We start from the raw sequence: 19,122 nt of genomic DNA on the forward strand, positions 1-19,122 counted from the left end.
CACGGCCGACACAAGTCGATCAATCGCTGTCGGCGTACGCAAGCTCTTTCACGCAGAAGCCCGAAAACGACGGGAGACGTCTATGCGCATCCGTGCCGCGGGTGTGGCCGCCACGCTGACACTCACCCTGCTTGCCGCCGGTTGCGGCGATAAAGGCGACAAAACCGATAAAACTGACAAGGCCGGCGCAGCCCCGAGCGCGAAGGCCGCCACCGGCGAGCTCGTAATCTGGGCCGACGACAAGCGCGCCGCCGCCCTCAAGCCGTTCGCCGACAAGTTCGGCACCGAGAACGGCGTGACCGTCAAGATCCAGGCGATCTCGAAGGACCAGCAGACCACCTTCGTGACCGCCTCCCAGCAGGGCAGCGGCCCGGACGTGATGGTCGGCGCCCACGACTGGATCGGCAACCTGGTGCAGAACGGCGCCATCGACCCGGTGCAGCTCGCCGCCGACCAGAAGGCGGGCATCGCCGAGAACGCGCTCAAGGCGGTCACCTTCAACGGGCAGACGTACGGCGTGCCGTACGCGACCGAGAATTTGGCCTTGATCCGCAACACCGACCTCGCGCCGCAGGCTCCCGGCACCATCGAGGACCTGGTCGCCAACGGCAAGAAGCTGATCTCGGCCGGCAAGGCGAAGGAGATCCTCTGCCTCCAGGTCGGACAGACCGGCGACGCCTACCACCTGTACCCGCTGTACTCGTCGGCCGGCGGCTACCTGTTCGGCACCACGGCGAGCGGCGACCTCGACCCCAAGGACCTCGGCGTCGGCAAGCCCGAGTCGGTCGCCGCGTTCAAGAAGATCGCGGCGCTCGGCGAGAAGGGTGCGGGCGCCCTGAAGCGCTCGATCACCTCGGACAACTCGATCGCCACCTTCACCGGCAAGAAGTGCGCCTACCTGGTCTCCGGGCCGTGGGCGATCACCGACGTCAAGAAGGCCGGCATCAAGTACGACATCACGGCCGTCCCCGGCTTCGCGGGCGGCAAGCCGGCTCAGCCGTTCCTCGGCGTGCAGACCTTCTACGTCGCCGCGAAGGGCAAGAACAAGGCGCTGGCCCAGGAGTTCGTCACCAACTACGTGACCACCCCGGACCTGGCCGTCGCCCTCTACCAGGCCGAGCCCCGGCCGCCGGCGCTGACCGCCGCCTTCGACCAGGTCAAGGGCACCGACCCGGACCTGGCCAAGTGGCAGGAGGCGGGCAAGAACGCGATCCCGCTCCCGGCGATCCCCGAGATGGCCGCGATCTGGGACCCGTTCGGCAAGGCGGAGGCGGCGGTGATCGGCGGCGCCGACCCGGCCAGGACCATCGCGGCGGCCGGCAAGACGATCTCCGGCTCCATCAACAAGTAATGACGACGCAGCTCGGAGGGCCCGCCACGCGGGCCCTCCCCGCCCCCGGAGCCGGCCCGCCCCCGCGGCCGGAGAAGAACACGAGCCTGGCCGGCCAGCTGACGAAGGCCGTCCTGCTGGGACTGGTCGTGGCGATCGCGGTCTGGGCCGCGTTCCCGCTGGTCGAGCACGAGTCCTGGATCGGGCTCGGGCTGCTGGTCCTCACCACGGCGGCCCTGCTCTACCTCTACCTGACGCCGCGGCACATCCCCGCCAAGTACCTCGCGCCCGGCACCCTGCTGCTGATCGCCTTCCAGCTGTTCCCGGTCCTCTACACGGCGACCACGGCGTTCACCAACTTCGGCGACGGCCACCGCGGCACCAAGCAGGACGCCGTCGTGGCCATCCAGACCGCGTCGGTCACCCAGGTGCCGGGTTCCATCCAGTACGCGTTGAGCGTCGCCACCACCGGCGACCCGGCCACCGGCCCGCTCGTCTTCCTGATCACCGACCCGGCCACGAAGGTCGTGTCGGCCGGCGACGCCGGCGGCCTGAAGACGCTCGACGCCGCCGACGTGACCGTGACCGCCGCCGGCAAGGTGACCGCGGCCGACGGCTACACGGTGCTCACCTTCGGCCAGGCGTCGCTGCGCAGCAAGGAGATCACGGCGCTCGCGGTGCCGGTGGACGGCGGCGCGATCCGCTCGACCGGGCTGTCCCGGGCCTACGAGGGCAAGGCCGGCCGCGCGTACGACCAAGGTTGTGACTGCATCCGCGACACCACCACCGGCAAGGTCTGGACCGCCGACGAACATGCGGGCGCGTTCGTGAACACGGACGGCGACCGGCTGGCCCAGGGCTGGAAGGTCAACGTCGGCCTCAGCAACTTCACCCGCGTGATCACCGACCCGGACATCAGCGGACCGTTCCTGCGCACGCTGGTCTGGAACTTCGCCTTCGCGATCGGCTCGACCGGCGGCACGTTCGTGCTCGGCATGCTGATCGCCGTGGCGCTGCACTCGCCGCGGGTGCGTGGCCGCAACCTCTACCGGGTGCTGCTGGTTCTGCCGTACGCGATGCCGGCCTTCGCGATGCTGCTGGTCTGGCGGGACATGTTCAACAGCGACTTCGGCCTGATCAACCACGTGCTCGGCGTCCACGTCGACTGGCTCGGCGAGGCCACGACGGCGCGGCTCGCGGTGCTGCTCGTGCAGCTGTGGCTCGGGTACCCGTACATGTTCCTGGTCACCACCGGCGCGCTGCAGGCCATCCCGGCCGAGCTCAGCGAGGCCTCCCGGATCGACGGCGCGGGCGCCTGGCAGAGCTTCCGGCGGATCGTGCTGCCGCTGCTCATGGTCGCGCTGACCCCGCTGCTGATCTCGTCGTTCGCGTTCAACTTCAACAACTTCAACGCGATCTACCTGACCACCGAGGGCGGGCCGTTCGCGCCCGACAACCCGGCGAACGGCGCCACCGACCTGCTGATCACCTACACCTACCGGCTGGCGTTCGGCGGTTCCGGCGCGCAGTACGGCTACGCCGCCGCGATCTCGATCTTCATCTTCCTGATCGTCGGCACGGTCTCGGCGATCGGCTTCCGCAGAACAAGACAACAGGAGGAGGTGTACGCGTGAGCAAGTGGCTGAAGAAGGTCGGCTGGCGCCACCTGGTCGGCGTCCTGGCCGTGCTGTTCTCGCTCGGCCCGATCCTGTTCGTGCTGTCGGCGGCGTTCAACCCGCTCGGCACGCTCTCCTCGACCCAGCTGCTGCCCACCGGCCTGTCCCTGGACAACTTCACCAAGCTGCTGCAGGACACCAACTTCGGGCAGTGGTTCCTGAACTCGGTGATCATTGCGGGGACGGCCTCGGCGGTCAGCGTGTTCGTGTCGGCGCTGGCCGCGTACGCCTTCAGCCGCCGCCGTTTCCGCGGCCGGCGCACCGGGCTGCTCTCACTGCTGCTGATCCAGATGTTCCCGCAGTTCCTGGCCGTCGTCGCGATCTTCCTGATGTTCGCGACGATCACCGACTACTGGCCGGTGATCGGCTTCAACACCCGCTGGGGCATCATCCTGCTCTACCTCGGCGGCTCGCTGGGCGTGGGCACGTGGCTGATGAAGGGCTTCTTCGACACCGTGCCGCGCGAGCTCGACGAATCGGCCACGGTGGACGGCGCCGGGCACGCGCAGGTGTTCTTCCGGATCCTGCTGCCGCTGGTGGCGCCGGTGCTCGCGGTGACCGGGCTGCTCGCCTTCATCAGCACGATCAACGAGTTCATCTTCGCGAACATCTTCCTCACCGACTCGGGGGCCAAGACACTCTCGGTCGGCCTGTGGGGCCTGGTCGCGGCCGAGCAGCGCAACACCAACTTCGGCATCTTCTGCGCCGGCACGCTGCTCACCGCGATCCCGACCGTGCTCGTGTTCCAGCTCCTCCAGCGCTACATCGTGGAGGGCCTGACCTCGGGAGCGGTCAAGGGATGAGGGCCCACCACGACGGCTCCGAGCTGTACGTCTCGACGCCGGGCCCGGCGCTGGGGGAGACCGTGCCGGTGTTCGTCCGGGTGTCCGCCGGCACCCGGGCGACCCGCATCCATCTGCGCTGGCTGTCGGACGGCGAACCGGTCTTCACCTCGGCCGTCGTGGATCGCACGGACCCATCCGGCGACGTCTGGTGGCGGGCCGAGATCCCGGTGCGCAACCCGGTCACCCCGTACCGCTTCCTGATCCGCACCACCCAGGGCGTGCGGTGGCTGACCGGGGCCGGGCTCACCCAGCACGACGTGCCGGACGCGACCGACTTCCGGCTGGTCGCGCACCCGGCGCCGCCGGCCTGGGCGCGCGACGCCGTCGTCTACCAGATCTTCCCCGACCGGTTCGCCCGCTCCGCCTCCGCCTCGGCCGGCTCCTTCCCGAGCTGGGACACGCCGGCGACGAGCGGGCCGTACGCGACGCGCGTCCGCTACGGCGGCGACCTCGACGGCATCCGCGAGCGGCTCGACCACATCGCGGCGCTGGGCGCGAACACGCTCTACCTCACGCCGTTCTTCCCGGGCCGCTCCAACCACCGCTACGACGCCTCCTCGTTCGACCGCGTCGACCCGGCGCTCGGCGGCGACGAGGCTCTGACCCGCCTCGCGAACGCCGTCCACGAGCGCGGCTGGCGGCTGCTCGGCGACCTCACCACCAACCACACCGGCGCGGCGCATCCGTGGTTCGCCGAGGAGCGCGACTTCTACTACTTCAAGCCCGGCGGCGCGTACGAGTGCTGGATGGGCCACCCGTCGCTGCCCAAGCTGAACTGGGGCTCGGCCGCGCTGCGCGACCGGTTCCGCGACGTGACCCAGCGGTGGCTGAGCGAACCGTACGGGCTCGACGGCTGGCGGATCGACGTGGCCAACATGACCGGCCGCCGGGGCGCCGACGACTGGACCCACGAGGTGGCGACGTTGTTGCGCAAGGCCGTCGCCGAGGCGCGGCCGGACGGGCTGCTGATCGCCGAGCACGCGCACGACGCGACCACCGACCTGGACCGGGACGGCTGGCACGGCACGATGAACTACGCCGGTTTCACCCGTCCGATATGGAGCTGGCTGCGCGCCGACAACCTGCCGTTCGACGACTTCCTGGGAGTGCCGGTCGAGGTGCCGCACCGGGACGCGGCGGCGACCGTGGCCGCCATGACCGCGTTCGCGGCGCAGACGTCGTGGCGGTCGTGGACGACCTCGTGGCAGATGCTCGGCTCGCACGACACGGCCCGGATCCGGACGGTGGTCGGCGACGCGGCCCGGCACGAGGTCGCGGCCGGCCTGCTGCTGACCCTGCCCGGCACCCCGATGATCTTCGCGGGCGACGAGGTCGGGCTGACCGGCGCCACCAACGAGTCGGCCCGGCAGCCGATGCCCTGGGACCGGCCCCGGGACACCGCGACCTTCGACCGTTACCGGGCGCTGATCTCGCTCCGGCGGGCCAGTCCGGCACTGCGAAAGGGCGGACTGCGATGGGCGTACGCGATGGGGGATTGTCTCGCCTTTATGCGGGAGAGCACCGACCAGACCGTGCTGGTGGTGGCCCGCCGGCGAGCGGGCGAACCGCTGACATTGACCGGGCTGCCCGGCGGGACGCGCTGGGAGAGCCTTTACGGCGGCGGCAAGCCGCTGTACACCGAACCAGGTGGTTCCACCGCCATCGATGGCTACGGCCCGGCCTTCCAGGTCTGGGTAGCTGAATAAATAAGGGGACAAAGTGGTCGCTTTCCGGAGACGGCGATTGTTAGCCGCCGTCCTCAGCCTTGCTCTTCCCTTCCTCGTCGCCGTGCCCGCCCAGGCGCAGTCCCAGGCCCGTACCGCCCCGCTGCCGCCGAGCGACGCGGCGATCGCGCACTGGGGCGCCGACCGGCTCGGCACGTCGGAGCAGTACTACTTCGTCCTGCCGGACCGGTTCGCCGACGGCGACAAGTCCAACGACAAGGGCGGCCTGAAGGGCGACCGGCTCCAGACCGGCTACGACCCCACCGACAAGGGCTTCTACCACGGTGGCGACCTGGCCGGCGTGATCGACAAGCTCGACTACATCCAGGGGCTCGGCACGACCGCGATCTGGCTCGCCCCGGTCTTCAAGAACCGGCCCGTGCAGGGCAGCGGCAGCGACATCTCGGCCGGCTACCACGGCTACTGGATCACCGACTTCACCCAGGTCGACCCGCACTTCGGCACCAACGCCGACCTCAAGAAGCTGGTGCAGCTCGCGCACCGGCGGGGCATGAAGATCTACCTGGACATCATCGTCAACCACACCGCCGACGTGATCCAGAACGCCGAGAACAAGTACGACTACGTGGACAAATCCACCTCGCCGTTTGTCGATTCGCAGGGCCGCGCCTTCGAGGACCGCAACTACTCCGACGGCAAGAACGGCTTCCCGTCGGTCTCGGCCGCTTCGTTCCCGTACACGCCGGTGTTCCCGTCCACTGCGGACAGAACGGTCAAGGTGCCGGGCTGGCTGAACGACCCGACGATGTACCACAACCGCGGCAACTCGACGTTCGCCGGCGAGAACGCGGAGTACGGCGACTTCTACGGCCTCGACGACCTGTGGACCGAGCGTCCCGAGGTGGTCAAGGGCATGACGAAGATCTACGCCGACTGGATCGGCGCCACCGGCATCGACGGCTACCGCCTCGACACCGTCAAGCACGCCGACCTCGACTTCTGGCCGCAGTTCAGCGCCGGCATCAAGGCCGCCGCCGACCGGGCCGGCAAGAAGGACTTCTTCATGTTCGGCGAGGTCTACAGCGCCGACCAGGAGATCGAGTCCACCTACGTCCGCGAGGGCGGGCTGCCCGCGACCCTCGACTTCTCCTTCCAGGACGCGGCCAAGAACTTCGTGACCGGCGCCGGCTCGGCCCAGTCGGTCGCCGACGTGTACGCCAAGGACGCGCTCTACACCGCCCGCGACACCGGCGCCGACCGGCTGCCGACCTTCCTCGGCAACCACGACATGGGCCGGATCGGCTCGTTCATCGAGTCCAGCGGCGCTTCCCCGGAGACGTATCTGAAGCGGGACGAGCTCGCGCACGAGCTGATGTTCCTGACCCGCGGGCAGCCGGTCGTCTACTCCGGCGACGAGCAGGGCTTCACCGGCCCGGGCGGCGACAAGGACGCCCGGCAGGACATGTTCGCCTCGAAGACCGCGGACTACCTCGACGACGACCTGATCGGCACCGACCGCACGCACGCGGTCGACAACTACAACACCCGGCACCCGCTGTACCGGACGATCGCCTCGCTCGCCGCCCTGCGCAAGGCCAACCCGGCCCTGACCGACGGCTCGCAGGTCACGCGCTATTCGGCGGCCGGGCCCGGCGTCTTCGCGGTTTCCCGCTTCGACGACAAGCGGACCGAGTACGTGGTGGCCGCCAACAGCGCCACGACCACGCAGACGGTCACCTTCGACGTCTCCTCGGCGTCGTTCAAGACCATCTACGGCGGGTCCGGCGCCTCGCAGGCGGCCGGCGGGAAGCTGACCGTCACCGTCCCGGCGCTGTCCACCCTGGTGCTGCGCGCCGACGCGGCCCTGGCCGTGGGCGCCGCCCCGACCATCACCATCGCCTCGCCGGCGGACGGCGCGCTCGTGCCGACCCGGGCGGCGGTCACCGCGGACGTCACCGGCGACCCGCTCGCCACCGTCACGGTCGCGGCCCAGGTCGGCGACGGACCGTGGAAGCTCGTGGGCACCGCGACCCACGCCCCGTACACCGTCTACCACGACCTGGACGGCCTGGCCGGGGGCACGGTCGTGCGGTACAAAGCGGTCGTGCGTGACAGCAGGGGCCGGCTCGCCTCGGCCACCCGCACGATCGGGGTCGGCACGCCGGTCGTCTCGACCAGCCCCGACTACGCGATCGTGCACTACCAGCGGCCGGCCGGAGACTACGACAACTGGGGCCTGTACGTCTGGGGCGACGTCGACGACTCGATGGCCACCACCTGGCCGGCCGGGCAGCCGTTCACGGGCGTCGACGCGTACGGGAAATTCGCCTACGTGAAGTTGAAGCCCGGCGCCAAGAACGTGGGCTTCATCGTGGTCAGCAAGGACGGGGTCAAGGACACCGAGAGCGACCGGTCGCTCGACCCGTCCAAGAACCCCGAGGTCTGGCTCAAGCAGGGCGACCCGGCTGTGAGCACCAGCTTCGACTACCCGGCCCAGGACCAGAACACGGCGATCATCCACTACCGCCGGGCCGACGGGGACTACTCGGGCTAGGGGCTGCACGTCTGGGACGGCGCGGCGACCGGCACCGACTGGGGCTCGCCGCTGCAACCGGCCGCGACCGACTCCTACGGCGTGACGTTCCGCGTGCCGCTGGCGGCGGGGGCGACCGGGCTCAGCTACATCATCCACAAGGGAGACACCAAGGACCTGCCCGATGATCAGCGGCTCGATTTCGCGGCGGCCGGTCGCGAGGTGTGGCTGCTCGCCGGCGTCGCCGATCGCCTGGCGCCGCCGGTGAAGAAGGCCGGTGGGGCCGGGATCGTCGACCTGGCCAAGTCGTCGGCGGTCTGGATCGACCGGTCGACGATCGCCTGGAAGCCGTCCGACGCCACCGACGGTAAGAAGTACGCCCTCGTTTACTCGCCTGGTGGCGGGATCGGCGTCGCCGACGGGGAGCTGACCGGGACTTATTCGGAAATTTCGCTTTCCGCCCGGCGGGATGGGCTTACCGAGGCGCAGCGCACGAAATTCCCGCATCTGTGGCAGTACGACGCCTTCAAGCTAGCTTATGGCGACATTTCGAACATCTTGCGTGGGCATGTCGTGGTGACCGAGCGCGACGCGGCCGGGAAGCTGCTCTCGGCCACCGGCGTGCAGACCGCGGGCGTGCTCGACGACGTCTACTCGGCGGCGACTGACGCGCGGCTCGGGCCGGTCGGCAGCACGCTCTCGGTCTGGGCGCCGACCGCGCGGACCGTCGACCTCCAGCTCTACGACTCGCCGACCGCATCGCCGCAGACCGTGGCGATGCGGCGGGACGACCGCACCGGCGTCTGGTCGGTGCGCGGCCCGGCCTCCTGGAAGGGCAAGTACTACACCTACCGGGTGACGGCCTGGCAGCCGGCGGCCGGCAAGATCGTCACGGCGGCGGTCACCGACCCGTACTCGCTCGGGCTCTCGACCGACTCGAAGCTGAGCCGGATCGTCGACCTGACCGACCCGTCGCTCGCGCCGGCCGGCTGGTCCGCCCTGCGCAAGCCGGCCGCCACCGCTCCCACCAAGATTCAGATCTCGGAGCTGTCGGTACGGGACTTCTCGATGGCCGACGGCTCGGTGCCGGCCGCGTCGCGCGGCACCTACGAGGCGTTCACCGACCCGGACACCACCGGGATGAAGGAGCTCTCGACGCTGGCCAAGGCCGGCGTCACCCACCTGCACCTGCTGCCGGTCTTCGACTTCGCGACGATCCCGGAGAACCGGGCCGACCAGCAGCAGCCCGCCTGCGACCTGGCCGCGCTGCCGCCGGACTCCGACCAGCAGCAGGCCTGCGTCACCGCGGTCGCCGGTTCCGACGGCTACAACTGGGGCTACGACCCGCTGCACTACACGACGCCCGAGGGCGGCTACGCGGTCGACCCGTCCGACCGGACGCGCGAGTTCCGGGACATGGTCTCGGGGATCAACAAGGCCGGGCTGCGCGTGGTGATGGACGTCGTCTACAACCACACGTCGGCGGCCGGCACCGACCCCAAGTCGGTGCTCGACCAGATCGTGCCGGGCTACTACCAGCGGCTGCTCGCCGACGGCTCGGTCGCCAACTCGACGTGCTGCGCCAACACGGCCCCGGAGAACGCGATGATGGGCAAGCTCGTCGTCGACTCGATCGTGACCTGGGCCAAGGCGTACAAGATCGATGGTTTCCGCTTCGACCTGATGGGCCACCACCCGAAGGCGAACATCCTGGCGGTGCGCGCGGCCCTCGACAAGCTCACGCTCGCCCGCGACGGCGTGGACGGCAAGAACATCTACGTGTACGGCGAGGGCTGGGACTTCGGCGAGGTGGCCGGCAACGCCCGGTTCGTGCAGGCCACCCAGGCCACCATGGCGGGCACCGGGATCGGGACGTTCAACGACCGGCTCCGGGACGCGGTGCGCGGCGGCGGCCCGTTCGACGCCGACCCGCGGATCCAGGGCTTCGCGTCCGGTCTCTACACTGACCCGAACGGGGACGCGGCCAACGGGACGCCGGCCGAGCAGAAGGCGCGGCTGCTGCACTACCAGGACCTGATCAAGGTGGGGCTCAGCGGCAACCTCGCGTCGTACCGGTTCACCGACAGCTCGGGCGCCACGGTGACCGGGTCGCAGGTGGACTACAACGGGTCGCCGGCCGGGTACACGGCCGAGCCGGCGGACGCGATCACCTATGTGGACGCGCACGACAACGAGATCCTGTACGACGCGTTGGCGTACAAGTTGCCGCAGTCGACGCCGGCGTCCGCCCGGGCCCGGATGCAGACCGTGGCGCTCGCCGCGACCGCTCTCGGACAGGGGGTCGGGTTCGTGGCCGCCGGATCGCCCCGCCTCCGGTCCAAGTCACTGGACCGCAACTCGTTCAACTCGGGGGACTGGTTCAACCAGATCATCTGGGACTGTTCCGCGGGCAACGGCTTCGGTCGTGGCTTGCCGCCCGCCGCCGATAACTCGGACAAATGGTCATATGCCCGGCCGCTGCTCGCGGATGCCTCGCTGGTCCCGGGCTGCGCCGACATCAACCAGGCCGACACGACCTACCAGGAGCTGCTGCGCATCCGCCGCTCCTCGCCGGTCTTCGGCCTCGCGACCGCCGCCGAGGTGCAGAAGCGCCTGTCGTTCCCGCTCTCCGGAACGGCCGAGACCCCGGGGGTCATCACGATGACTCTGGACGGACGGGGAATCGACCGGAACTGGAAGTCGGTGACCGTGGTCTTCAACGCCACCTCGGCGGCAACCTCCCCGACCGTGGCCGCGCTGGCCGGGAAGCGGGTCGCCCTGCATCCCGTCCAGCGGGCCTCGGCCGACCCGGTCACCCGCTCGGCGTCGTTCGCGAGCTCGACCGGAACGTTCACCGTCCCCGCCCGTACGGTGTCGGTGTTCGTCGAGAGTTAGTTGATCAGTGCGGAGCCGGCCAGGCGCTCGATGAGCTGCTCGGCCGGCTCCGGCCGTCCCAGGTGGTAGCCCTGGGCGTACCGGCAGTTCATCCGGGTCAGCAGCTGCAGCTGCTCCTCGGTCTCCACGCCCTCGGTGACCACCTTGAGGCCGAGCGTGTGCCCGAGCTGCACCACGGCGCTGACCAGCTCCTGCTGCCGCGCGTTGGTCTCCATGCCGGTGATGAACGAGCGGTCCACCTTCAGCACGTCGACCGGGATGTCGCGCAGATAGCCGAGCGACGAGTACCCGGTGCCGAAGTCGTCGATCGCCACCTTGACGCCGAGCTCGCGCAGCTCCTCGAGCCGGGCCGAGGTGACCGCGATGTCGCGCATCAGGACGGTCTCGGTCAGCTCCAGCACCAGGCAATGGGGCGAGAGGCCGGAGGTGGCCAGCGCGTACGCCACCCGGTCGGTCAGATCGACGACCTCGAGGTTCGCGGCCGACAGGTTCACGCTGACCCAGGCCGGCGAGGCGTTCGGGTTCCGGTCCTGCCAGTCCTTGACCGCGCGGCAGGCCTCGAAGAGCACCCACCGGTCGATCTCCACGATCAGCCCGGTCTCCTCGGCCAGCGGGATGAACGCGCCCGGCTGCTGAAGGCCGCGCTCGGGGTCGGCCCAGCGCACCAGCGCCTCCACACCCGCGACCCGGCGGCTGCCGAGCTCGACCACGGGCTGCAGGTGCAGCCGCAGCTCGCCGCCGTGCACTGCGTCGCGCAGCCGGGACTCGCAGTCGAGCTTGTCGAGCAACTGCTCGTGCATCCGGCTCTCGAAGAACCGGTAGCAGCCCTTGCCGTCGGCCTTGGCCGCGTACATGGCCACGTCCGCGTTGCGCAGCACCTCCTCGGCGTCGCTGTAACCGGCCACGCCCGGCACCACGCCGACGCTCACCGACACGACCGCCTTCCGCTCGTGCACGAGGAACGGGTGGGTCAGGGCGTCGAGGCAGGCCTGCGCGAGGGCCTGGACCGTGACCAGATCGGCCGTCTCGAGCAGCACGGCGAACTCGTCGCCGCCGAGCCGGGCCACCGTGTCGTGCGGGCGCAGCGCCGCGGTCAGCCGCTCGGCCGTGGTGCGCAGCAGCAGGTCGCCGGCGGTGTGGCCGAGGCTGTCGTTGACCTTCTTGAACCCGTCGAGGTCGAGGTAGAGCACGGCCGCGGCCTCGTCGGTGGCGCGGGCGCGGGCCATCGCGTGCTCGAGCCGGTCGAGGAACAGCTTGCGGTTGGGCAGGCCGGTCAGCCCGTCGTGCAGGGCCTGGTGGCGCAGGTCGTACTCGAGCGCGCGCTGCCGGCTCACGTCCCGCAGCACGACCACCGCGCCGCCGCCCTTGGCGATCGGGCTCACCGAGTAGGCCACCTGGAGGGCGGTGCCGTCCGGTCGCTGGAGGGTGCCCTCGTGATCGGTCTCGGCGTCCGGGAAGACCACCCGCGAGTCCTCGCCGAGCAGGCCGTCCACCCCGAGGCCGGTGATCCGCCCGGCCGCGGCGTTGGCGAACATGATCCGGCCGTTCGCGTCGACGCCGCAGATGCCCTCGCCGGCGTTGGCCAGGATGCTGTCGGTGTACTCCTTGGCCAGGATCTCCCGGTCCGACCGTTCCAGCCGCAGGGCCATGTCGTCGAAGGCCTGCCCGAGCCGGCCGATCTCGTCGCGGCCCTTGAGCGCGACCCGTCGCGTGTAGTCCCCGTCCCGGATCACCTGCACGGCCCGGGTCAACGAGTTGATCCGCTTGGTGATCGAGCCGGCGATGACCAGGCCGATGAGCAGCACCAGCAGCACGCTGATCACCACGGCCGCGATGATGATTTTCCGGGCGCCGGCGGTGGCGGCGACCATCTGCTCGTAGAGCGGGGTGTACTCGAGCACGACGGCGCCCTTGATGGCGTCCGCCGGCCCGGTGAGCGGAACCACCACCTGCTGGATGCCGTCCGGGTAGTCGGCGCTCCGCTCGATGAAGATCCGGGAGCGGCCGTCGGCGATGGTCTTGCTCACCTGGTCGGCGTCGTCCTCCTCGAACCGCAGTCCGACGTTTCCCGGCACGGCGTCGGCCAGGATGATGTCGTTCTGGTCGATCACGACGATGTCGCGGCCCTGGAGGTCGTGCAGCCGCGTGAGGTAGGCGCTGAGCGCGACCTTGTTGTACATCAGCGAGGTGGGACGCTCACCGGCCGTGTCGGCGGGAAGGCCGAAGGCGACGTCCTTGGCGATGCCGCGGGCGACCTGCTCGGCCTCGCTGATCGCCGCCTGCTCCGCGGCGGTCGCGTCGGCGTGCAGCACGACCGCGCCGGTCGTCATCGCGATGGCGGCCGCCGCCAGAAACGCGCCCAGCAGCTTGTGCCTAACGTTCATCCCGCCCGTCCCGTCTCCCGATCTCCTGATCGGCCGGGCCGGGCGGGGGATGAGCAGTTATTCGCCCAAATCGCCCATTGGGAGCAGCTCGGCCAGCAGCCCCTCGACCCGGCGCCGGATCTCGTCCCGGATCGGCCGGACGGCGTCGACACCGAGGCCGGCGGGGTCGTCGAGCTTCCAGTCCTCGTACCGCTTGCCCGGGAAGACCGGGCAGGCGTCGCCGCAGCCCATCGTGACGATGACGTCGGACTCCTGCGCCGTCTCGTACTCGAGCATCGCCGGCACCCGGCCGGTGATGTCGATCCCGACCTCGCGCATGGCCTCGACGGCGGCGGGGTTGACGCGCTCGGCCGGCTCGCTGCCGGCGGACCGCACCTCGACCCGGTCACCGCCGAGATGCCGCAGCCAGCCGGCGGCCATCTGCGACCGCCCGGCGTTGTGCACGCAGACGAAGAGAACGCGGGGCCGGTGATTCATCGGATCTCCTCCGGGATCGGGGAAACGGGGTGGCCGGTGGCGACCGGATAGAGCGCGAGAAGCAGCCCGGCGCCGACGAGCAGCCCCACGAACTGGGCGGCGACGAACCCAGGCACCGACGCCGGGGCGATGCCCGCGAACGTGTCGGTGAAGGCGCGGCCGATGGTGACGGCCGGGTTGGCGAAGCTGGTCGACGACGTGAACCAGTACGCGGCCCCGATGTAGGCGCCCACGGCCGCGGGCGCGGCGGCGGCGCGACCGGAGCGGGCCAGCGCGAAGACGAGCAGGACCAGTCTGGCGGTGGCGACGACCTCGCCCAGCCACAGGTGCCCCGCGGCTCGTTGCCGGTGCGACCAGGCAACCGCGTGGAGGCCGAACATCAGGTTGGCCAGGACCGTCCCGCCGACCGCCCCGCGACCTGGGCCGCGACGTAGCCGCCCAGCTCGGTCGCGGTCAGCCCGGCGCCGCTTCGGCGGCTTCGGCCGCTTCGGCCGTCTCGGCCGCTTCGGCCGCTTCGGCCGCTTCGGCCGCTTCGGCCGCTTCGGCCGCTTCGGCTCCCGAGAAACCAGTCGGCGGCCGACACCACCGGGTTGAGATGCGCCCCCGAGACCGGGCCGAAAATCAGGATGAGCGCGCCGAGCGCGAGCGCGGTGGCCACCGAGTTCTCCAGAAGCTGAAGGCCGACGTCCCCGGGCGAGAGCGTGGCGGCCATGATCCCGGAGCCGACGACGGCGGTGGCCAGCAGCGCCGTACCGGTGAACTCGGCCAGAAGCCGCCGCCGGAGGGCGATGGGGTGGATCGTCACGCGTCGGCGCCGTCCCGGGCCGGGGTGAGGAGGGTGGCCAGCTGGCGCATCAGGCCCGGGCGGGCCCGGTAGTAGACCCAGCTCGCCCGGCGCTCGGCGTCGACCAGGCCGGCGTCGCGCAGGGTCTTCAGGTGGTGGGAGATCGTCGAGCCGGAGACCTCGAACGCCGGGGTCAGGTCGCACACGCAGATCTCGCCGCCGGGGGCCGACGCGATCATCGACATCAGCTGGAGCCGGACGGGGTCGCCGAGGGCCTTGAACGCGGGCGCGAGCTCGGCGGCCGCGGTGCGCCCGACCCGCTGCACCGCCATCGGCTCGCAACAGGGCGTCTCGACCGCCCCTGGATTCGACATGCGTCGAGGTTGACATACATCGAAACCGTGTGCAAACCTCGGTTTCGACATTCGTCGAATCCAACGGTTGTCGAAACCGCACCTCACATCGGGAGCTACGAATGAACGACACCACCACCAGCCCGACCACCGGCGGCTTCGCCGGTGACCCGGCCGACGCGCTGACCGCGGCCGGCGGGTGCTGCGGGGGTCCGGCACCGAGCGCCGTCGCCGTCGCGGTCGCCGTGCGGGAGCCGGCACCCAACACTTCGTGCTGCGGCACCGAGGACGAGGCCGTCGCCGAGGGCTCGTGCTGCGGCGGCGCCGCCAAATCCACGGCGGTCGCCGCCGGCCAGGGCTGCTGCGGATGACCACGGGCCTCGACCCCGGTATGCTCTCATCGTTGATCGGCGATAGACGATGAAGAGGGTGGACCGTGGCCGACCTGCTCGATCGGGGGATCGCGGAGACGTATGCGTCCTGGTTCCGGGCGCTGGCCGACCCGTCGCGGGTGCAGATCGTGGAGTACCTCGCGCGGCAAGGGCGGCCGATGCCGGTGGGCGAGATCGTCGCCGCGGCCGGGTTGGCCCAGTCCACCGTGTCGCAGCACCTGAAGATCCTGGCCGAGGTGCGGTTCGTGCTGGTGGAGGCCGTCGGCAACGCCCGGCACTACCGGATCAACGACGCCTGCGTCGGCTGCTTCCCGTCGGCGGCCGACGTCGTGATGGGCCGCCCGGTCCCGGTCGCGCCCGGGGCCTGCGCATGAGCGACGTGACGATCCGGGCGATGACCGCCGCCGACGCCGGCGCGGTTCTGGCCATCTACCAGGCCGGCATGGACACCGGGAATGCCAGCTTCGAGCACACCGCGCCCTCGTGGGCCGCGTTCGACGCCGGCAAGCTGCCGGAGCATCGCCTGGTCGCCGTCGGCGACGACGGCCACGTGCTCGGCTGGGCGGCGATCTCGGCCGTGTCCGGTCGCGCCGTCTACGCCGGCGTGGTCGAGCACTCCGTCTACGTCGACGCCGACGCCCGCGGGCGCGGCGTCGGCCGGGCCCTGCTCGGCGCGCTGATCATCACCACCGAACGGGCCGGGATCTGGACGATCCAGTCCGGCATCTTCCCCGAGAACACCGCCAGCCTCGCCCTGCACCGCGCCGCCGGGTTCCGCACGGTCGGCGTCCGCGAGCGGGTCGGCCGGCACCTCGCCCATGGCAACCGCTGGCGCGACGTCGTGTTCATCGAACGCCGCAGCCCGCACATCGACTGACACCGGGAGACCTCTCGTGACCACCCCGCTCGATCACCTGCCCGTCGCCGTCATCGGCGCCGGCCCCGTCGGCCTGGCCGCCGCCGCCCACCTCGCCGAGCGCGGCCTGCCGTTCCTCGTCCTCGAGGCCGGCGACGCGTCGGCCGCTTCCGTCCGGGAGTGGGGACATGTGCGGCTGTTCTCGCCCTGGCGGTACAACATCGACACCGCCGCCGCCAAGCTGCTCGCCGGCGCCGGGTGGCCGCGGCCGGACGACGACGGCCTGCCCACCGGGGACGAGCTCGTCGACGACTACCTCCGGCCGCTCGCCGGCCTGCCCGCGCTCCGGCCGCACATCCGCTACGGCGCCCGGGTCGTGGCGGTCACACGGGACGGCGTCGACCGGTTGCGGACCGCCGGCCGCGACGAGAGGCCGTTCCTGATCCGGCTCGGCGACGGCGACGACGTCCTGGCCCGCGCGGTGATCGACGCGTCCGGCACCTGGAACACGCCGAACGTGCTGGGCGCCTCGGGGATACCCGCGCTCGGCGAGAGCAGCGCCGCGGCGTACGTCAGCAATGCCCTTCCGGATGTCTTGGGCCGCGACCGTGAGCTGTTCGCGGGTCGTCGCGTGCTGGTCGTGGGCGCCGGGCATTCGGCCGCGAACACGCTGCTGGCGCTGGCCGAGCTCGGAAGCACCGTGACCTGGGCGATCCGCTCGGGCTCCCCGGTCAGCACCTACGGCGGCGAGGCGGCCGACGCGCTGCCGGCCCGGGGAAGGCTGGGCGCCCGGCTGCGGACGCAGGTCGAGTCGGGGGCGATCGGGCTGCTGACCGGCTTCGGCATCGGGCGGATCGCGCCGGGGGAAGACGGTGTGGAGGTGTCCGGCGGCGGCCGCACGGTCGTCGTGGACCGGATCGTCGCGGCGACCGGCTTCCGCCCCGACCACACGATCGTCTCCGAGCTGCGGCTCGACCTCGACCCGATCCTGGGCTCGACCCGGGCCCTCGCGCCGCTGATCGACCCCAACGAGCACTCCTGCGGAACGGTTCCGCCGCACGGCGCCGGCGAGCTGGCCCACCCGGAGCGGGACTACTACGCCGTCGGCGTGAAGTCCTACGGCCGGGCGCCGACGTTCCTGCTGGCCACCGGGTACGAGCAGGCCCGGTCGGTGGTGGCGGCGCTGGCCGGGGACTGGGCGGCGGCGCGCGACGTGCGGCTCGATCTGCCCGAGACCGGCGTCTGCAGCAGCGCGCTCACCGTCGTGTCCGCCGGGGGTGGCTGCTGCGGCTGATGGTCGTCACCTTCGCGATCACACAGACCATCGGGTACGGCTGTCTGTACTACAGCTTCGCGGTGCTGCTCCATCCGATGGCCGCCGACCTGCACGTCTCGCCGACGGCGGTGACCGGCGCCCTGACCACGGCCGTCCTCGCGTGGGCGGCGATGGCCGTGCCGGTGGGCCGGTGGCTCGACCGGCACGGCGGCCGGGCGCTGATGACGGCCGGGTCGCTGGCCGGGGCGGCGCTGCTCGTGGCCTGGTCGCAGGTGCGGACGGTGTGGCAGCTGTACCTGGTGTTCGCGGCCCTCGGCGCGGCGATGGCGATGTCGCTGTACGACGCGGCCACCGCCGTGGTGGTCTCCTGGTTCGACGCCGAGCGCCGCCGGCGGGCGCTGCTGGCGATGATCGTGGTGGCCGGCTTCGCCAGCACGATCTTCATGCCGCTGACCGGGTTGCTCGAGGAACGCTTCGGCTGGCGGGCGGCGCTGGTGGTGCTCGGCCTCGGGTACGGGTTGATCGCGGCCCCGCTGCACGCGGCCGTCGTGCGGCGCGCGCCGGCGGCCCCCGTGGCTTCGTCCACGCCCCGGCGGGCGGCCCTCCGCGACTCCCGTTTCCGCTGGCTGGCGGTCGCGTTCGTCGCACACGCGGCGGCGATGAGCGCGATGACCGTGCACCTGGTCGGCTTCCTGGTGAGCAGGGGCCATCCGGCGACCTTCGCGGCGACGGTGGCCGGCCTGCTCGGCGTGCTGTCGGTGACCGGGCGTCTGGTGCTCACGGGAGCTCAGCGCCGGTTGCCCCTGCTGCGGGTGGTCGCCGCGGTCTTCGCCGTCCAGGCCGTAGCCGCGTTCTGCCTGCCGTGGGCGGCCCGATCGGAGGGCGGCTCGGTCGTGGCGGTGGTCTGTTTCGGCATCGGTTTCGGCGTGGCGAGTCTCGCCGTGCCCGCGCTGCTCGCCGAGCGATACGGCACGGGCGCTTACGGCAGCATCGCCGGCGCTTTGGCCGCACCGGTTACGTTGGCCAAGGCGACCGCACCGCTGGGTGCGGCGGTGATGTACGCATTTTTCGGGTATGTGCCGATGTTGGGGGTGATCGGAGGGCTGTGCGTGCTGGCCGCAGGGGCAATCCTGGTGTGAGCGAGTTGCCCGGGCGGCGGCGAATTTGGTCGCGCGTGGTTGCCGGGATGCCGTGTGGCTGCCCGGGGTGCCGTGTGGCTGCCCGGGGTGCCGTGTGGCTGCCGCTGCGCCATGTGGTGGGCGCGTGGCTGCCGGGATTCTGGCGAGAGAGTGCGCCGTGCGCTTAGGGCGGTTGCCGCATGCCCGCAGTCGACCCGACCTGGTTACTCACCCACCCCGTTCACTGGGTGGGGCGAGACTACGCCGGGGGTACGACATCTTGCCGCGGCTATCCACAACGCCAGGGCGCTGCGGCTGTCCGCTGAGCGGCTCATTGCGCGGTGCGAAGCTGCTGGCCGCGGGGTTGGGGCGGTGCGAAGTCGCTTGCTGCGGGGCAGTGCGAAGTCGCTTGCTGCGGGGCAGTGCGAAGTCGCTTGCTGCGGGGCAGTGCGAAGTCGCTTGCTGCGGGGCAGTGCGAAGTCGCTTGCTGCGGGGCAGTGCGAAGTCGCTTGCTGCGG

At 71.1% G+C, this 19,122-nt stretch carries 16 protein-coding genes; 11 read left to right on the forward strand and 5 right to left on the reverse strand.

Annotated features, from left to right (window positions below; translation table 11 throughout):
* The first annotated feature begins 82 nt into the window (after window positions 1-82).
* From ACZ6TB_RS15035 to pulA, 6 genes are read left to right on the forward strand one after another with little or no spacing between them, the layout of a single operon-like run.
* A complete protein-coding gene (locus ACZ6TB_RS15035) occupies window positions 83-1,351 on the forward strand; it encodes a sugar ABC transporter substrate-binding protein (protein WP_465554546.1) in 1,269 nt (422 codons plus the stop codon).
* Window positions 1,351-2,964, forward strand: coding sequence for an ABC transporter permease subunit (locus ACZ6TB_RS15040; RefSeq protein WP_465554548.1), 1,614 nt, complete (start codon window positions 1,351-1,353; stop codon window positions 2,962-2,964). The genes ACZ6TB_RS15035 and ACZ6TB_RS15040 overlap by 1 nt, the downstream gene beginning before the upstream one ends.
* Window positions 2,961-3,809: a sugar ABC transporter permease gene (locus tag ACZ6TB_RS15045; RefSeq protein ID WP_465554550.1), complete on the forward strand. Its 849-nt coding sequence runs from the start codon at window positions 2,961-2,963 to the stop codon at window positions 3,807-3,809. Before ACZ6TB_RS15040 ends, ACZ6TB_RS15045 begins: the two co-directional genes overlap by 4 nt.
* Window positions 3,806-5,557, forward strand: coding sequence for a glycoside hydrolase family 13 protein (locus ACZ6TB_RS15050; RefSeq protein ID WP_465554552.1), 1,752 nt, complete (start codon window positions 3,806-3,808; stop codon window positions 5,555-5,557). The genes ACZ6TB_RS15045 and ACZ6TB_RS15050 overlap by 4 nt, the downstream gene beginning before the upstream one ends.
* Window positions 5,558-5,594: 37 nt before the next feature.
* Window positions 5,595-8,090, forward strand: coding sequence for an alpha-amylase family glycosyl hydrolase (locus ACZ6TB_RS15055; RefSeq protein ID WP_465554554.1), 2,496 nt, complete (start codon window positions 5,595-5,597; stop codon window positions 8,088-8,090).
* Window positions 8,091-8,093: 3 nt separating this feature from the next.
* The gene (gene pulA / locus ACZ6TB_RS15060) at window positions 8,094-10,964 is read left to right on the forward strand and encodes a pullulanase-type alpha-1,6-glucosidase (protein ID WP_465554645.1); all 2,871 of its coding nucleotides are present in this window, start codon (window positions 8,094-8,096) and stop codon (window positions 10,962-10,964) included.
* Here pulA and ACZ6TB_RS15065 read toward each other — a convergent pair.
* The 5 genes from ACZ6TB_RS15065 to ACZ6TB_RS15085 are packed head-to-tail and all read right to left on the reverse strand — an operon-like array spanning window position 10,961 to window position 14,983.
* Window positions 10,961-13,348 carry a putative bifunctional diguanylate cyclase/phosphodiesterase gene (locus tag ACZ6TB_RS15065; RefSeq protein WP_465554556.1) on the reverse strand — a complete coding sequence of 796 codons (2,388 nt, stop codon included), beginning with the start codon at window positions 13,346-13,348 and terminating at the stop codon, window positions 10,961-10,963. The genes pulA and ACZ6TB_RS15065 overlap by 4 nt on opposite strands.
* Before the next feature lie 57 nt (window positions 13,349-13,405).
* A complete protein-coding gene (locus tag ACZ6TB_RS15070) occupies window positions 13,406-13,825 on the reverse strand; it encodes an arsenate reductase ArsC (protein WP_465554558.1) in 420 nt (139 codons plus the stop codon).
* Complete coding sequence (locus tag ACZ6TB_RS15075) at window positions 13,822-14,205, reverse strand: hypothetical protein (protein WP_465554560.1); 384 nt, start codon at window positions 14,203-14,205, stop codon at window positions 13,822-13,824. The genes ACZ6TB_RS15070 and ACZ6TB_RS15075 overlap by 4 nt, the downstream gene beginning before the upstream one ends.
* Window positions 14,205-14,630 (reverse strand): aquaporin, encoded by a 426-nt coding sequence (locus ACZ6TB_RS15080; protein ID WP_465554562.1) that lies wholly within the window; start codon window positions 14,628-14,630, stop codon window positions 14,205-14,207. The genes ACZ6TB_RS15075 and ACZ6TB_RS15080 overlap by 1 nt, the downstream gene beginning before the upstream one ends.
* A complete protein-coding gene (locus ACZ6TB_RS15085; RefSeq protein ID WP_465554564.1) occupies window positions 14,627-14,983 on the reverse strand; it encodes an ArsR/SmtB family transcription factor in 357 nt (118 codons plus the stop codon). The genes ACZ6TB_RS15080 and ACZ6TB_RS15085 overlap by 4 nt, the downstream gene beginning before the upstream one ends.
* 101 nt (window positions 14,984-15,084) lie before the next feature.
* Between ACZ6TB_RS15085 and ACZ6TB_RS15090 the strand changes: the two genes are divergently transcribed.
* The 5 genes from ACZ6TB_RS15090 to ACZ6TB_RS15110 all read left to right on the forward strand — a co-directional run bounded on the left by ACZ6TB_RS15090 (window position 15,085) and on the right by ACZ6TB_RS15110 (window position 18,625).
* Complete coding sequence (locus tag ACZ6TB_RS15090; RefSeq protein ID WP_465554566.1) at window positions 15,085-15,333, forward strand: hypothetical protein; 249 nt, start codon at window positions 15,085-15,087, stop codon at window positions 15,331-15,333.
* Window positions 15,334-15,398: 65 nt separating this feature from the next.
* Window positions 15,399-15,728 (forward strand): ArsR/SmtB family transcription factor, encoded by a 330-nt coding sequence (locus tag ACZ6TB_RS15095; protein WP_465554570.1) that lies wholly within the window; start codon window positions 15,399-15,401, stop codon window positions 15,726-15,728.
* Window positions 15,725-16,231, forward strand: coding sequence for a GNAT family N-acetyltransferase (locus tag ACZ6TB_RS15100; RefSeq protein WP_465554572.1), 507 nt, complete (start codon window positions 15,725-15,727; stop codon window positions 16,229-16,231). Before ACZ6TB_RS15095 ends, ACZ6TB_RS15100 begins: the two co-directional genes overlap by 4 nt.
* Window positions 16,232-16,247: 16 nt before the next feature.
* Window positions 16,248-17,504 carry an FAD-dependent oxidoreductase gene (locus ACZ6TB_RS15105; protein ID WP_465554574.1) on the forward strand — a complete coding sequence of 419 codons (1,257 nt, stop codon included), beginning with the start codon at window positions 16,248-16,250 and terminating at the stop codon, window positions 17,502-17,504.
* On the forward strand, window positions 17,504-18,625 hold the full coding sequence (locus tag ACZ6TB_RS15110; RefSeq protein ID WP_465554576.1) for an MFS transporter: 1,122 nt from the start codon (window positions 17,504-17,506) through the stop codon (window positions 18,623-18,625). The genes ACZ6TB_RS15105 and ACZ6TB_RS15110 overlap by 1 nt, the downstream gene beginning before the upstream one ends.
* Window positions 18,626-19,122 lie beyond the last annotated feature (497 nt).

The organism is Actinoplanes sp. NPDC051537 (assembly GCF_055586105.1).